The organism is Microbacterium sp. X-17 (assembly GCF_039615055.1).
In genome coordinates, this window is sequence record NZ_JBDHNI010000004.1 from 353,643 (window position 1) to 368,491 (window position 14,849).

A 14,849-nucleotide genomic window follows, 5' to 3' on the forward strand; every position below is an offset into this window, starting at 1 on the left:
CTCCCTATCCAATCGATGGATCGGGCCGCCTTCAGAGGGACCTTCGACCCGTCCCGTATCTCCTCGGAGAGAAGAATCTCGGTATGTCATGGTCCTATGAGGATGCGCTCGCAAACGAGCGCGAGCCCACGAAAGCCCTCAGCGAGAACGAATGCTGGAGCCGGCTCGAGGAAGCCGAGTACGGGAGAGTCGTGACCAGCGCGGCCGGGCAGATCGACATCTTCACCGTGAATCACCGCCCCGACGGACGGACGATCCTGTTCCGCACAGCGGCCGGGACGAAGCTCGTGGAACTGACCATCCACAGCGATGTCATCTTCCAGATCGACGGCAAGGACGACGACGAGGCGTTCAGCGTGGTCGTGAAAGGCCGCGCCGAGGAACTCCAGACCTCTCGCGAGACCGAGGCCGCCGAGCACAGCGGGGTGCACCCGTGGGCGCCCGAGGAGAAGGACCGCTGGGTTCGCATCACCCCGCGGGAAGTGACCGGGCGGTCGTTCCACCTGGCGTGACATGAGATCGCACGCGGCCCGATACCAGGAGATCGCCGAGACGCTGGCACGGCACGGCCTGGCGTCGCTCCTGGATGCCGCGGGGCTGCGCTTCGGGAATCCCCGTGCCGCCGAGCACGTACGCCTGGCCCTCGAAGAGTTGGGACCGACGTTCGTCAAGCTCGGACAGGTGCTCTCGACCCGTCCGGACCTGATCCCCGAACCGTTCCTCACGGAGCTCGCCAAGCTCCAGGACGGCGCTCGTCCCGTCCCGGCCGAGGAGATCCACGACGTCATCCGCCTCGAGCTCGGCGCGGATCCGGCCGACTTGTTCGCCTGGTTCCAGAGCGAGCCACTCGCCTCCGCGTCCATCGGGCAGGCGCACCTCGCTCGTCTCCCGGACGGCACCGACGTGGTGGTGAAGGTGCGTCGGCCGGGAGCCGTCGAACAGGTGGAAGGGGATCTGGAGATCCTGCGCGACCTCGCGGATCGAGCCAGCCGCACCTGGAAGGCGGCGAGAGCATACGACCTCCGCGGCTTGGTGCAGGAGTTCTCGCGGACGCTGCGTGCGGAACTCGACTACGTCCAGGAGGGGCGGAACGCCGAACGCTTCGCCACCAACTTCGCGAGGCGACCCGGGGTTCGGATTCCCCGGATCTTCTGGGATCTGACGACACCCCGCGTCCTCACGCTGGAGCGGATGAGCGGGATGAAGATCACCGATCTCACCGCACTGGACGAGGCGGGCGTGGATCGGAAGGCCCTCGCCAAGAGCGGGGCGACGATCATGCTGCAGATGATCTTCGACGACCGCTTCTTCCACGCCGACCCGCACCCGGGCAACCTGTTCGTCGCACCGAGCGGGTCGATATCGCTCATCGACTTCGGGATGGTCGGCGAGGTCGCGGACGATCTCGCCGACCATCTGACGACGTTCTTGGTCGCCTTCACCTTCCAGGATCCCGACGCGTTGACCGCTTCCGTGCTCGACCTCTCGGCAACCAAGGGCAGCATCGACCGGGAGGCGCTGCATGACGGCATCGTGTCGTTCGTATCGGAATACGAGGGCCGCCCGCTTCGTGAGATCGGCCTCACGCGCCTCGCACCCCATCTCTTCTCCCTGTTCCGCGCGCAGCACCTGCAGCTGCCGCGAGAGATCGCCCTCATCTTCAAGGTGCTCGTCGTCATCGAGGGGATCGGCGTCCGGCTCGACCCCGATTTCGACCTGTTCGCCGTTCTCCGCCCCTTCGTTCAGCAGCTCCTGCAGAAGCAGATGTCCTTCACGTCGGTCGCTCGACGGCTCGCGCAGGCCTCGACGGACGCCGGCGGGCTGCTCCTGGAACTGCCCGGTCACGTGCGCCGGCTGCTGGCGATCGCCGAGACGTCGGGGGTCGATGTCCACTTGAGGGCGGCGGAGCTCGAGCCTCTGATGAGGCGCGCGGAACGGATCGGAGACCGGGTGGTCGCCGGGATGATCGCGGCCGCCCTCATCGGCGGCGTCGGCGACCTGGTCGCGGGCGGAAAACGCTGGCGCTCCTGGCGGAGTGCATTGATGGGAGCCGGAATCGCCGGGATCGGCACCCTGCTCGGCTATCTCCTGTGGACGGAGCGAAGACGACCCCGGTGACGCGGGACCTTGGACCCCCGCCGGCCCGGGACGGCGCGTCATCGTCGTTCTGTGACCAATGTCTTGCGGTTGTCAGACGTCTCGATGGCAGACATCGCCCAGGTCGGAGGGAAGAACGCGTCGCTGGGCGAGATGATCTCCCGGCTGGCCGACGCCGGCGTGCGAGTGCCCGGCGGTTTCGCGACCACCGCCGATGCATACCGAGCATTCCTCGCCGCGGGTGATCTGGCAGCGCGGATCGACGATTCCCTCGCGCGCCTCGACATCGACGACGTCGAGGCGCTGGAGCGCACCGGTGCCGAGATCCGTCGGTGGATCCACGACCAGCCGCTCCCACCCGACGTGGAGCGGGACATCCGTTCCGCCTTCGATGAAGTGCTCAGCGCGGGTGCGAGCCCGCAGAACGCCACCTGGGCGGTGCGGTCTTCGGCGACCGCGGAGGATCTGCCGGACGCATCGTTCGCCGGCCAGCAGGAGACGTTCCTGCACATCGCCGGGATCGAGAACGTGCTGACCGCGGTGACGTCCGTGTTCGCATCTCTCTACAACGACCGGGCCATCGCCTATCGCGCCCACCAGGGCATGACCGGCCATGCCGTGGCCCTGTCCGCCGCGATTCAGCGGATGGTCCGGTCGGACATCGGGGCCTCGGGGGTGATGTTCACGGTCGATACGGAGAGCGGGAACGCCGACGTCGTGGTGATCTCGAGCTCCTACGGTCTCGGGGAGACCATCGTGCAGGGCCAGGTGAACCCGGACGAGTTCGTCGTCCACAAGCCCGGCCTCCGCGCCGGACGCCCCGCGATCCTCCGCCGCACGGTCGGCGAGAAAGCCACCGCGATGCGGTTCTCGTCCAGCGGGGGCACCGGCGAGAGCACCGTCACGGAGTCGGTCGCGGAGAGCGACCGGCTCCGGTTCAGCGTCTCGGACCACGAGGTCGAGGAGCTCGCTCGCCACGCGCTCACGATCGAGGAGCACTACGGCCGGGCCATGGACATCGAGTGGGCGCGGGACGGGATCGACGGCCTTCTCTACATCGTGCAGGCGCGCCCGGAGACGGTGGTGTCCCGCGCCGACCGAACGGTCATGCGCACCTTCTCCCTGCGGGCGCGCGGAGAGGTGCTCCTCGAGGGCGCCGCGGTCGGACAGCGAATCGGCGCGGGCACGGTGCGCGTGGTGACCTCGACGGCGGACATGGACCGCGTTCGCGTCGGCGACGTCATCGTCGCCGACATGACCGATCCCGATTGGGAGCCGGTCATGAAGCGGGTCGCGGGCATCGTCACGAACCGCGGTGGCCGAACCTGCCACGCGGCGATCATCGCTCGCGAGCTCGGAATACCCGCGGTGGTCGGCACCCGAACGGCCACTCAAGTGCTCACCGACGGCATGGACGTCACCATCTCCTGCGCGGAGGGCGAGGACGGTCGGGTCTACCGCGGCCGTCTGCCCTTCGTCGAGGAGGAGACCCACCTCGACGTGCTCTCCGACACCCCGGTGCGCCTCATGGTGAACGTCGCCACCCCGGACGAAGCGTTCATGCTCGCTCGTCTCCCGCATCAGGGCGTGGGGCTGGCACGTCTCGAGTTCATCGTGGGTCACCAGATCGGCATTCATCCGCAGGCGCTCCTGGATCTCGAGAAGCTCCCGGACGCGCTCGCGTCGAGGATCTCCGCTCGGATCGCCGCCTACCCCTCGCCGCGCGAGTTCTTCGTCGAACGCGTCGCCGAGGGCGTCGCGACGATCGCCGCCGCGTTCGCACCCGAGCCCGTGATCGTCCGTACGAGCGATTTCAAGACGAACGAGTACGGGCATCTCCTCGGCGGTGAGCTCTACGAGCCGCACGAGGAGAACCCGATGCTCGGCTGGCGCGGGGCGTCGCGATACGTCACTCCCGCGTTCGCCGAGTGCTTCGCGATGGAGTGCGAGGCGCTGCGCTTCGTCCGCGAAGACATGGGCCTCACGAACGTGAAGCTGATGATCCCGTTCGTCCGCACCGTGGCGGAGGCGATCGCGGTCACCGAGTCGCTCGCCCGCAACGGCCTGCGACGCGGTGAGAACGGTCTCGAGGTGTACATGATGTGCGAGATCCCCTCGAACGCGCTGCGGGCAGACGAGTTCCTGGATCACTTCGACGGGTTCTCGATCGGGTCGAACGACATGACCCAGCTGGTGCTCGGGATCGACCGCGACTCGGAGCTCGTGGCGCGGGAGTTCGATGAGCGGGATCCCGCGGTCCTCGACATCCTGGGTCTCGCCATCGACGCCTGCACCCGGCGTGGCCGCTACATCGGCATCTGCGGCCAGGGCCCGTCCGATCACCCGGACTTCGCCGACTGGCTCATCGACCGGGGAATCCAGTCGATCTCGCTCAATCCCGACACGCTCGTCACGACCCGGATCCGTCTCGCAGGTCACGCGGAAGTCGCGTCCGCCTGATGTCCGCCGCCTCCCACGCCGTCGTCTCGGAGGGAACGCCGGCCATCGTCACGCTCACGATGAATCCTGCACTCGACGTGTCCGCGACGACGGATCGGGTGGTGCCGGAGCACAAGCTTCGATGCGGGCCCGCACGATTCGATGCGGGCGGTGGCGGCGTCAACGTCTCCCGGGCGGTCCGGAACCTGGGCGGTCACTCTCTGGCCGTGTATCCGCTCGGGGGGCTCAACGGCGAGACCTACCGCGCCCACGCCGCGGCGGCCGAGATCTCGAGCGCCGTGATCCCGATCGCGGGTGAGACTCGCGAGAGCTTCACCTTCTCCGACCGCTCGACCGGCGAGCAGTACCGGTTCGTGCTGCCGGGGCCGACGCTGAGCGAGGACGAATGGCGCGCCTGCCTCGCGACCGTCCGCGCTCGTCTTCCCCGTGGCGGATACCTGGTCGCGAGCGGGAGCCTGCCGCCCGGGGCCCCCGAGGACTTCTACGCCCGGCTCGCCCGGCTCGCCGCCGACGAGGACGTCCGGCTGATCGTGGACGCGTCGGGTCGCCCGCTCGAGCACGCCCTGGCAGAGGGCGTGTTCCTCATCAAGCCGAGTCGGAACGAACTGGCCCAGCTCGTGCACGCGGACGGCGAGCTCGGACCGGAAGAGCAGCTGGATGCCGTCACCGCCCTCGTCAGCGCGGGACGCGCGCAGGTGGTGGCTCTCAGTCTGGGCGCCGCCGGCGCGCTCCTCGTGTCGTCGACGGGGATCCTGCGGTCGACCAGCCCGGCGGTTCCGGTCGTCAGTGCGGTCGGCGCGGGGGATGCGTTTCTCGCGGGACTCGTCCTGCGACTCGCGCAGGGTCGGTCGCTGGACGAGGCGTTCCGCACGGCGGTCGCGGCCGGCAGCGCGACGACGACGATGCCCGGCACGGAGCTGTGCCGCCGAGCCGACGTCGAACGACTCGAGGCGCTCCTGCCGAGCGAAGGAGGGATGACGTGGCGAAGCACATCGACACGACCATGACCGGATGGACGACCAAGGGGCTCGGGGACCTCGAGCGCGGCCGCGTCGAGATCCCCGAGCCGTCGGGCGGGGAGCTCGTCGTGCGGGTCTCGGCCTGCGGCGTCTGCCGCACGGATCTGCATGTGATCGACGGGGAGCTCCCACCGAGGCGGACCCCGGTGGTTCCGGGCCACCAGGTCGTGGGCGAGGTCCAATGGACGGGTCCTGGCGCGACACGATTCGTGACGGGCGACCGCGTCGGCATCGCCTGGCTGGCGGGGACGTGCGGAAGCTGCGTCTGGTGCCTCTCCGGTCGCGAGAACCTCTGCCCGTCCGCGCGATTCACGGGATGGGATCGGGACGGCGGCTACGCGGAGTACGTGCTCGTGGACGAGCGCTTCGCCTATTCCTTTCCCGATGATCTCGACCCCATCGAGACCGCGCCCCTGCTGTGCGCCGGCATCATCGGCTTCCGTGCACTGAGCCGTGCACGGGTGCCGGCGGGCGGCACGCTCGGCATCTACGGCTTCGGCTCGAGCGGCTCGCTCGTCGCGAAGATGGCCGCCGCATCCGGCGTGACCGTTCACGTCATGACTCGCGGGGAGCGGAATCGCGAGCTCGCGCGATCGCTGGGGCTGGGCTCGGTCGGCGAGGAGGCCGATGCGCCGCCCGAGCCGCTGGACTCGGCGATCGTCTTCGCGCCCGCAGGAGCGCTCGTACCGGTCGCCCTCGAGGCCACGACCGCGGGCGGAACCGTCGTCGTCGCCGGCATCCACCTGTCCGACGTCCCGGCCATGACCTACGCGGACCACCTCTTCCGCGAGCGCGATCTCCGCAGCGTCACCGCCAACACCCGCGCAGACGGGGAGGCCTTCCTCCGGCTCGCGAGGAAGCTCCGGCTCCGCGCCTCGGTCACCCGCTACGGTCCGGCCGACACAGCGCAAGCGTTGGACGACCTGCGGGCAGGGCGAGCGGCCGGCTCCCTCGTCATCGCTGGGGGCGGAAGCGGCATCCGGTCACCGCAGACGGGGTGATGCGCACGTAGTTGAACTTGTTCGTCGGGCTCGTGGTCTGCAGGTCCAGGACGCCGGACGCCTCGATCTCGTCGTCCCGGTTCATCCGGTTGGCGACGCCACGGAGCACCACGCTCCACTGGAAGCCGTCCTCACGGCCATCGACCTCGAATGCGATCCGGGGGTCGTGCGTGACGTCGACGAGCTTCGCTCCCGGCCCCGAGCGCAGGAACAGGGCCTGCTCGCCGACGAGGTAGTCCATCACGAAGACGTCGGGACCGCCGTCCGGCCGGATCACCGCCAGCCGACCGACGTGCTCCGTCGCGAGCAGATCCCAGCACCGCTCGCGGGTGAGCCGCTCGACCGCGGATGCCGTCAACGCGAGCGGCGTCGGCGGCCGGAGATGGCGGGTGCTGACCATCCTCGTCGTGTGCGTCATGTCCGTTCCTTCCGTTCCGTCGTCCATCCCAGCCGGACCCGCGTCGATCCGGTGGGCCGATGGTCCCGTGCGGCGCGGCCACGGCTCTCTACGGTGCTGGGGAAGGGTCGAACCCGAGGCCCGAAGGAGGCACTCACATGGAACGAATCGTCCTGGGATACGACGGCAGTCCCGCATCCGTCGCCGCCCTGTCCTGGGTCACGGCACGAGCAGCACGCGGGGATGTTCAGGTCGACGTCATCAACGTCGTCTCCCGTCACTCGAACGATCGCTCCGATGCCCTCGACCGCCTCGGTGACGCGGAGGACTTCCTGAGAGAGCGCATCCCCTATCTGAAGGTCGAGCTCCACCGCCTCCAGGGATCGGTGCTGGAGACGATCCCCGAGTTCGCGGACGACGCCGATCTGCTCGTCGTGGGGATCAACGTCGGCCACCCCCTCCGCGCGGCCCTGGCCGGCGGACTGCCGCTGCGCCTGACGACCGTGTCCCGCGTCCCGGTCTGTCTCGTGCCCGCCGGCTGGGCGGAAGGAGAGGAGCCGATCACGGTCGGCATCGCGGATGACACGTCGTCCCTGCCCGCGCTGGCGTTCGCCGCCGCGGAAGCGCACGCCACCGGCTCCACCCTCCGACTCGTGCACGCCTGGCTGATGCCCACTCCCGCCTTCACCACAGGATCGGTGGTCGTGGACCCCCTCCCCGAACCGGTGATCCAGGAGCATCGCCGCATCGTGGACACCGCCGTGAGGTGGGTCGCGGAGCGCTACCCGACGGTGGCCGTGGAGACAGAGCTCGTCCGCGACAGCCGTGCGGCAGCCTTGCTCCGCTTCGCCGGACGGTCCTCGCTCCTCGCCCTCGGAACGCACCAGACCGGGCTGCTGACGGGCGGCATCCTCGGCTCCGTCGCGCAGGACGTGCTCTGGCACGCCGAATGTCCCGTCTGCGTCGTGCCGGCCCACCCGCGTGCCGGTTCCGGGGCCCCCGCGCGGCATCACGGCGCCGTCGTCTGACGGTCGACGGCGCCGGCGAGCAAGGCGCGGAAAGCTCAGAAAGACGGATGCTCCACCTGGAAGACGGCAGCCTGTGTGCGCCGTTCCAACCCGAGCTTGTTCAGGAGTGAGGAGACGTAGTTCTTCACGGTCTTCTCCGCGATGCCGAGGCGGTCCCCGATCTGCCGGTTCGTCAATCCGTCCGCGATGAGCCGCAGGATCTGCTTCTCCCGCAGACCGAGCGAGCCGAGCCGTGGATCCTCGTCGGCGCGCTGACGGATGCGATGCGCCGCCCGCTTCGCGAGCGACGGGCTCAGGAGCGAATGCCCGGAGGCCACCCTTCGCACGGCATCCACGAGGTTGGCGCCGCCGACGTCCTTGATGACGTAGCCGGCGGCGCCGGCGAGGACGGCCGCGTTCATCGCCGCGTCGTCGTCGTAGGCGGTGAGGATGAGGCAACGGATCTCGGGGAGCCGGGACCGGACGTCGCGACACAGGTCGATGCCGCTCCCGTCGGGGAGACGGACGTCGAGCACCGCGACGTCGGGATGGGTCGCGTCGATGCGACCACGGGCCTGCCGGACGCTCGCCGCCTCGCCCACCACGGCCATGTCGGCCTGCGTGCTCAGCAGATCCGCGATTCCGCGGCGCACGATCTCGTGATCGTCGGCGAGGAAGACACGGATCACGACTGCTCCTCCTTCCGGCGCTCTCCCAAGACCCTCAGCGGAACACGCCAGCGCACCGATGTCCCCGGCTCCGGCGAGCCGAAGACGAGCTGGCCACCAAGCGCCTCGGCCCGCTCGGAGAGATTGGCGAGACCACTCCGGCGGGTGGCTCCCCCGAGCCCGACGCCGTCGTCCTCGACGTGCACGGAGGCCCATCCGTCCACGACCGCCACCTCGAGAGAGATCGCGCCCGCGTGCGCGTGCCGGATCGCGTTGCTCAGCAGCTCCCGGGTCACCGCGACGACATCGGCGGCGAGCTCTCCGACGATCGCGTGGTCGACGGGGCCGCCGAACCGCACGGCGGGTGGATGCGCGAGCGCGGACGAGAGCTCGGTGACCACGTCGAGAACGCGATGCCGGAGGGAGCTCTCGTCACGCTGCGAGAGCGCGAAGATCGCGGTGCGGATCTGGGAGATCGAGCCGTCGATCTGTTCGACGACCTCGGCGATCCGCTCCCGGTCGGCGGAGTTCTCGAGCGATCCCGCGAGCGCTTGAAGGGAGAGTCCGCTGCCGAACAGCTGCTGGATGACCTGATCGTGCAGGTCCCGTGCGATCCTTCGCCGGTCGTCGGCCAGCAGGGACCGTTGCTGCGCTTCCCGGGCTGCGGCGAGCTCCAACGCGATCGTGGTCCGCGACGCCAGGTCCGAGGCGCTCGCCCGGTCCTCCGGCCGGAAGCCGCGTCCCGTGGGGTCGCGGGCGATGCTGAGCGCACCCCAGAGTCGGGAGCGCGTGCGCAGCGGCACCGCCAGGATCGGACCGGCCTCGCCATCGCGACACACGCGCAGCGGATCATCCGCGTCCTCCGGCTCCCGGGGCAACGAGCAGGGCTCGCCCGTGCGCAACACGTCCTCGACGGCGGCGACCTGACGGCTCGCGATGACGGCGCCGTGCAGGCTGTCCTCATTCGTTCCCCGCGCCGCGACCACGCGCAGTCGCTCCTCGTCGTCATCCGTCAGCAGGACGCACACCAGGTCCGCGTTCGTCAGCTCCCGGACGCGGTTGGCCACGAGGTCGTACGCGGTGTCCGTCGAGGTGGACAGCAGGGCGGCGGACAGCTCGGCCGCCGCCGACATCCATCTCTCCCCGGCCTTCGCCCGATCCAGGAGCCGCGCGTTCTCGATCGCAAAGCCCGCCGTCGTGGCCAAGGCGGCGACGAGCTGCTCATCCTCTTCCGTGAACTCCCCGTCGCGGCGGTTGGTGAGGTAGAGGTTCCCGAAGACCTCGCCGCGCACCCGGACCGGGACGCCCAGGAACGAGTCCATCCGGGGGTGATGCGGCGGGAACCCGCCGGCCCGCGGATCCCCCGCGATCTCCGGCAGCCGGATCGGCCGGGGATCGGTGATCAGCGCGCCGAGCAGTCCGTGTCCGGTGGGAAGATCCCCGATCCGCGCGGCCTGCTCCGGGCCGAGGCCCACGTACACGAACTCCTCGAGATGGTCCCGCTCCGGCGCGATGACCCCCATCGCGCCGTACTCGGCATCGACGAGCGAGCAGGCGACCTCGACCACCCGGCGGAGCACGGTGGGGAGATCGCGCTCCTCGACGAGGGCCTGAGTCCCGGCGAGCAGCGCGCGCAGGCGCCGCTGCGTGCTGGCCCGCTCGGTCTGCGCCAGCAGGGTGACGAACGCGTCATCGAGCTCCAGAGGCGATTCATCCGGAACGGGCAGAGGATCCACGCGGTTGCTCCTCTCACACAAGCCGTCGGGGCCAGCGTAGGACGTGCCGGACGATGCCACCAGCCGCGCGGTCTCAGCGGCGGTCCCGGCGCGCCGCCGCTCGCAGCGCCCACAGGATCGAGATCACATCGACGGCCTCCTGCAGCCAGGCCCCGAGAAGCGCCGGCACGAATCCCGTCACGGCCAGCACCATGAGGATCAGGCTGAGGCCGATCCCGATCCCGATCGCCTGCAGCGCGATCGAGACGGTGCGCCGGGCCGTGGTCACGGCGCGAAGCACGCCGTTCAGGTCGTCGGCGAGAAGGACGATGTCCGCCGAGTCCGCAGCGGCGGTGGCGCCGCCCGCGCCCATCGCGATGCCGACGTCGGCGGCGACCAGGACCGGAGCATCGTTCACGCCATCCCCGACCATCGCGACGGGGCGGGGCTCGGCGGCGGTGATCGCCGCGACCTTGTCCTGCGGGGTGCAGCGTGCGCGCACATCGGTGATGGCGACCGTCTCCGCGATCCGCGCCGCGGTCTCCGCGTCATCGCCGGTGAGCATGATCACCGAGGCGATCCCACGCTCCCGCAGACCCTCGACGACGGCACGGGCGTTCGGTCGGACCTCGTCGCGGAAGACGAGGGCACCCGCGAGCTCGCCGTCGATCGCGACGTAGGCGACGGATTCACCGACCTCCCTCAGCTCGCTGGCGATCGGCGACTGGACGGCGCGTGCGACGAACGACCGGCCGCCGACGACCACATGACAGCCCTCCGCATCGGCCTCGACGCCGTCACCGGGATGCTCGACAGCGCGGTCGGGCTGGGGAAGGCGAGGGTTCTCCGGGAGAGCGGCGTGCGCCACGGCTCGCGCCAGCACATGGGGGGACGCCTGCTCGGCGATCGCGGCCCGACGAAGGACCTCCCCGCGAGTGAACGACCCCCGGGGACGGACCTCCCTGAGCTCCGGGCGACCCCCCGTGAGGGTCCCCGTCTTGTCGAAGGCGAAGGTGCGCGCGCGCTGGAGTGATTCGAGGGCCGTCGAGCTCTTGACGATCAGCCCCTCCTTCGCCATGCGGCTGATCCCGGCGATGAACGCGACCGGCGCCGCGATGATGAGCGGGCACGGAGTGGCGACCACGAGCACCTCGGCGAAGCGCACGGGATCACCGCTCACCCACCATCCGACGGCCGCGATGCCGATGGCGACGGCCGTGAACGGCAGCGCGAACCTGTCGGCGAGTCGCACCGTCGGCGCCCGGGACCGCGATGCCTCCTCGACGAGGGCGACGATCTGCTGATACTGGCTGGCGGCGGCGGCGCGGAGCACACGCAGTCGCACCGGTTGCGCGCCGTTGACCGCCCCGCTCGCGACCTCCTCGGTCCGGTGTCTCTCGACCGGAAGGCTCTCGCCCGTCAGCGACGACTCGTCGAAAGACCCGCGCTCGTCCAGGAGCATCCCGTCCACGGGCACGATCTCTCCCGACCGCACGAGCACCGTGTCGCCGATGCGGATCTCGTCCACCGGAAGCGTCAGCGTCGACCCGCCGTCGATTCGGTGGGCCGTGGTGGGTTCCCGCTCCCGGAGCGCGCGGAGCTCGCTCCGGGCCCGATGCGCCGCGTAGTCCTCGAGGGCCTCTCCGGTCGCGAGCATGAACCCGACGACGAACGCGGCCCATGTTTCGCCGACGAGCAGCGCCGCCACGATCGCCATGACGGCCAGCCCGTCGACGCCGAACGAGCCCCGCGCGATCTTCCGCACCGCAGCCCAGCTCGACCGGACCGCCATCACGATCGCATAGGCGGCCGCGACCCAGGGCGAGACAGCCGCGGCCGGTGTCAGGCTGAGACCGAAGGCGACCAGGGCGGCGCCGACAGCGGCGATGACAAAGGGATAACGAAGGAGTGTCCGCCACGCCCGACGTAGGGTCATTCGGTCTCCTGACCGGTCGGCGAGGGGAGGCCGCTCGGTCCGGTCAGTAGCCCTGGACGACGATCCGGTTGTCGACCTCGGTGACATGGGGGGAAGCCCACGCAGCTTCGCCCGCCTGCCGCTTCTCCGCCCACGAGCGGACCTGACCCGTGAGGACCACTTTGTTTCCGCTCACCGTGGCATCGATCGTGCTCGCGTCGAGCTGAGCATTCCGAGTGAGGGCGTCTCGGATGCGGGTCTCTGCGTCCGCCGCGGAGGCGCGCGCGGTCAGCGTGGTCAGATCGGTCACCGACGAGACCCCTCGCAGGTATTGCACGGCTCGCATCGCCGCATGACGCTGGAAGTCCCAGGCGACGTGCCCGGTCAGGGTGATGTGGTGCCCGTCGATCGTCGCCTTGACGGTGTCCGGGACGTTCGCCGCCATCTCGAGCGCGTGCTCGACCTCCTTGGCGATGTCGACCTCCGACATCGGCCAGGCGGCCTTCGACTCGACCGTCAGGTCGTCGATCACTGCCCGTACGCCTCGGACACGCAGCGCGGCTCGCTTCGCCGCCAGCTTCTCCGCGTAGGTCTCGACCTCGCCCGAGAGAGCGACCGTCCCCTCTTTGACGGCTATCCCGATGTGCTCGGAGCCGACGTCCGGCGTCCAGTCCAGTTCCTCCTCGACACGGTCCCGCACGACGGCGTCAGAGTCCATTGCGATGCCCATATTCTGTTCCCTCCTGTGGGTGAGATGCCTCCGCCTCCGAGGCGGTGGCGTATCGGAAGACCAGGACCGGACAGTGCGCGTGCGTCACGCAGGCGAGACCCACCGAACCGATGAGGAGGCCCGTGAACCCGCCGTGACCTCTACTGCCGACCACCAGCATCGCGGCGTCCTTGGATGCCTCGACGAGCTCGCGGGCGACCTGCCCGCGATGGTTGCTGGCACTGAACCACTCGGGGGTCGAGCCGGCGAACACTGCCTGCTCCGCCGCATCCAGCACCCGCTCGGCCTCCATGGCGAGCGACTCCGCGCCGTAGGGCGTCGTGTACTCGCCGAACAGGAGCACAGGGTAGTCCCAGACCGCCATCGCATGGACGGGCAGACCCAACGGGCCGGCGAGATCGACGGCATATCGGAGAGCATCCATCGAGCACTCGGATCCGTCGACTCCCACCAATATCCCGGGCCGCGACCAGGGAAGCCCGGAAGAACGCGGCGACGGATCGGGAGTGGGAAGCACCTCGGGCATACCGGACATGCTGCTCCGGATCAGCGCTCCGCTCCGGACCGAAAGTCCTATCGGAGCCGACAGCGGGACTCGAACCCGCAACCGCCCGATTACAAGTCGGGTGCGCTACCAATTGCGCCATGTCGGCGGACGCCTCAGTCTAGCGAGGCGGCTCCGGCCGGCTCAGTGCGCGGGGGTCACCGACGCCGTCGGCGTGGGTGTGGGCGACGCCGTGTTGTAGTACGCGTCGCTGGAGACCGTCAGCACGAACTGCTGGAACTCCTTCGGGTCGCCCAGCGCGCCGAGGTACGGCGTACCGTTCACGAGGATCATCGGCGTGCTCGTCAGCGTCACGCCCTTCGTGCCCGGGATGCCCGCGAGGGCACGATCGGTCGCGTCCTTCACCCAGTTGAGGTAGTTCTCGCCGAGGATGCAGGGCTTGACGTCCGTGGAGGCCACGCCGGCCGAGGTCGCGAGCGTCGCGAGCTGGTCGTCGCTCGGGCCCGCGGCATCCTGGTCCGGCTGCGTCCGCAGCAGCTCGTTGTTGAAGGAGAAGAACTTGTCGGGCGCGTAGGTCGCGACGCAGGCTGCGGCGCTCGCCGCCCGCACGGAGTACTTCGTGCCGTTCGACTTCGCCGTCAGCATCGCGACGGGGAAGTAGGTGAGGTTCACGGACTTCTGCTCGACCCACGTCGACAGCTGCTGGACGTTCGCGAGCTGGAACTCCTTCGCCTGCGGCGAGAGGTAGTCGATGTAGATGTCGATCGACACCTGCGGCGCCGCGGTCGCGGTCGGCGTGGGAACGGCCTGGGGCTGCTCCGCCGTCGGGTTGGACCCGCTCACCGAGTCGCCGTTCTGGCTCTGCTGCCCCTGCACGCCGGACACCACCGTCACGGGGAAGCCGTCGCCGCTCGCGCCCACGGGATCGAGCTGCGGACGCGACGTCGAGGACGACACCGCCCAATACACGCCACCGGCGATCGCGCCGACGACCACGATCGCGCTCAGTGAGAGAGCCGCCGCGCGCAGCACCCGCATCCGGGACTGCTTCGCATGGACGAGTTGAGCCTTCTCGCGTACCGCCTCACGCCGATCCCGCGGAGCGGAATCGTTCGAAGAGTCGTCGCTGGACATGCAAAAACCTCGGCAGAAGACAGGAGCCGGGACTCGCCCGGCGCACCGCACGGGAACTCGCGGCTCGTTCGATGTTAGCCAGGCTGGCTGAGAAAGCCCAGACAGGGCGACGGACCACGCTCCCCGGCCGGAGTGGAATACTGGCTCTGCGCCCGCCTCGGGCGTGCGGGCAAGCCCCCGCTCATTCCTGCACTACGGATC

The 14,849-nt window shown here is 69.8% G+C and carries 13 protein-coding genes and 1 tRNA gene; 6 read left to right on the forward strand and 8 right to left on the reverse strand.

Going from position 1 to position 14,849, the window contains the following annotated elements; translation table 11 throughout:
• The first annotated feature begins 83 nt into the window (after window positions 1-83).
• Genes ABCS02_RS21155 through ABCS02_RS21175 form a run of 5 tightly spaced genes read left to right on the forward strand, consistent with a single transcriptional unit; the run spans window position 84 to window position 6,577 of the window.
• Window positions 84-512, forward strand: a complete 429-nt coding sequence (locus ABCS02_RS21155) for a pyridoxamine 5'-phosphate oxidase family protein (protein WP_345837667.1) — start codon at window positions 84-86, stop codon at window positions 510-512.
• A 1-nt stretch (window position 513) separates the two neighbouring features.
• Window positions 514-2,118: an AarF/ABC1/UbiB kinase family protein gene (locus ABCS02_RS21160; RefSeq protein WP_345837668.1), complete on the forward strand. Its 1,605-nt coding sequence runs from the start codon at window positions 514-516 to the stop codon at window positions 2,116-2,118.
• A 51-nt stretch (window positions 2,119-2,169) separates the two neighbouring features.
• Entirely contained in the window at window positions 2,170-4,557 is a 2,388-nt protein-coding gene (ppsA, locus tag ABCS02_RS21165; RefSeq protein ID WP_345837669.1) for a phosphoenolpyruvate synthase, read from the forward strand.
• Window positions 4,557-5,564: a 1-phosphofructokinase family hexose kinase gene (locus tag ABCS02_RS21170; protein WP_345837670.1), complete on the forward strand. Its 1,008-nt coding sequence runs from the start codon at window positions 4,557-4,559 to the stop codon at window positions 5,562-5,564. Before ppsA ends, ABCS02_RS21170 begins: the two co-directional genes overlap by 1 nt.
• Window positions 5,537-6,577: a zinc-binding alcohol dehydrogenase family protein gene (locus ABCS02_RS21175; protein WP_345837671.1), complete on the forward strand. Its 1,041-nt coding sequence runs from the start codon at window positions 5,537-5,539 to the stop codon at window positions 6,575-6,577. Before ABCS02_RS21170 ends, ABCS02_RS21175 begins: the two co-directional genes overlap by 28 nt.
• On the opposite strand, the gene ABCS02_RS21180 is transcribed toward ABCS02_RS21175, so the two are convergent.
• A complete protein-coding gene (locus ABCS02_RS21180; protein WP_345837672.1) occupies window positions 6,531-6,995 on the reverse strand; it encodes a pyridoxamine 5'-phosphate oxidase family protein in 465 nt (154 codons plus the stop codon). The two genes, ABCS02_RS21175 and ABCS02_RS21180, sit on opposite strands and share 47 nt — an antisense overlap.
• Before the next feature lie 137 nt (window positions 6,996-7,132).
• Between ABCS02_RS21180 and ABCS02_RS21185 the strand changes: the two genes are divergently transcribed.
• Window positions 7,133-8,002: a universal stress protein gene (locus tag ABCS02_RS21185; protein ID WP_345837673.1), complete on the forward strand. Its 870-nt coding sequence runs from the start codon at window positions 7,133-7,135 to the stop codon at window positions 8,000-8,002.
• 35 nt (window positions 8,003-8,037) lie between these two features.
• Here the strand turns inward: ABCS02_RS21185 and ABCS02_RS21190 are convergent, their stop codons facing one another.
• The 7 genes from ABCS02_RS21190 to ABCS02_RS21220 form a co-directional block, all read right to left on the reverse strand.
• Window positions 8,038-8,670 (reverse strand): response regulator transcription factor, encoded by a 633-nt coding sequence (locus tag ABCS02_RS21190; protein WP_345837674.1) that lies wholly within the window; start codon window positions 8,668-8,670, stop codon window positions 8,038-8,040.
• Entirely contained in the window at window positions 8,667-10,385 is a 1,719-nt protein-coding gene (locus tag ABCS02_RS21195) for a GAF domain-containing protein (RefSeq protein ID WP_345837675.1), read from the reverse strand. The genes ABCS02_RS21190 and ABCS02_RS21195 overlap by 4 nt, the downstream gene beginning before the upstream one ends.
• A gap of 73 nt (window positions 10,386-10,458) precedes the next feature.
• A complete protein-coding gene (locus ABCS02_RS21200) occupies window positions 10,459-12,300 on the reverse strand; it encodes a heavy metal translocating P-type ATPase (RefSeq protein WP_345837676.1) in 1,842 nt (613 codons plus the stop codon).
• Window positions 12,301-12,343: 43 nt separating this feature from the next.
• Window positions 12,344-12,997 carry a BON domain-containing protein gene (locus ABCS02_RS21205; RefSeq protein WP_345837677.1) on the reverse strand — a complete coding sequence of 218 codons (654 nt, stop codon included), beginning with the start codon at window positions 12,995-12,997 and terminating at the stop codon, window positions 12,344-12,346.
• Window positions 12,987-13,544: a universal stress protein gene (locus ABCS02_RS21210; protein ID WP_345837678.1), complete on the reverse strand. Its 558-nt coding sequence runs from the start codon at window positions 13,542-13,544 to the stop codon at window positions 12,987-12,989. The genes ABCS02_RS21205 and ABCS02_RS21210 overlap by 11 nt, the downstream gene beginning before the upstream one ends.
• Before the next feature lie 45 nt (window positions 13,545-13,589).
• Window positions 13,590-13,662: transfer RNA gene (locus ABCS02_RS21215), tRNA-Thr, on the reverse strand.
• 35 nt (window positions 13,663-13,697) lie between these two features.
• Entirely contained in the window at window positions 13,698-14,552 is an 855-nt protein-coding gene (locus tag ABCS02_RS21220) for a thioredoxin domain-containing protein (RefSeq protein ID WP_345837679.1), read from the reverse strand.
• Window positions 14,553-14,849: the final 297 nt, after the last annotated feature.

What these genes read in the sequence shown, in the direction of transcription:
- ABCS02_RS21205 (WP_345837677.1), bottom strand. Translation starts at nt 12,997, where the DNA reads ATGGACTCTGACGCCGTCGTGCGGGACCGTGTCGAGGAGGAACTGGAC.
- ABCS02_RS21220 (WP_345837679.1), bottom strand. Translation starts at nt 14,552, where the DNA reads ATGCGGGTGCTGCGCGCGGCGGCTCTCTCACTGAGCGCGATCGTGGTC.
- ABCS02_RS21210 (WP_345837678.1), bottom strand. Translation starts at nt 13,544, where the DNA reads ATGTCCGGTATGCCCGAGGTGCTTCCCACTCCCGATCCGTCGCCGCGT.
- ABCS02_RS21200 (WP_345837676.1), bottom strand. Translation starts at nt 12,300, where the DNA reads ATGACCCTACGTCGGGCGTGGCGGACACTCCTTCGTTATCCCTTTGTC.
- ABCS02_RS21180 (WP_345837672.1), bottom strand. Translation starts at nt 6,995, where the DNA reads ATGACGCACACGACGAGGATGGTCAGCACCCGCCATCTCCGGCCGCCG.
- ABCS02_RS21170 (WP_345837670.1), top strand. Translation starts at nt 4,557, where the DNA reads ATGTCCGCCGCCTCCCACGCCGTCGTCTCGGAGGGAACGCCGGCCATC.
- ABCS02_RS21160 (WP_345837668.1), top strand. Translation starts at nt 514, where the DNA reads ATGAGATCGCACGCGGCCCGATACCAGGAGATCGCCGAGACGCTGGCA.
- ABCS02_RS21185 (WP_345837673.1), top strand. Translation starts at nt 7,133, where the DNA reads ATGGAACGAATCGTCCTGGGATACGACGGCAGTCCCGCATCCGTCGCC.
- ABCS02_RS21155 (WP_345837667.1), top strand. Translation starts at nt 84, where the DNA reads ATGTCATGGTCCTATGAGGATGCGCTCGCAAACGAGCGCGAGCCCACG.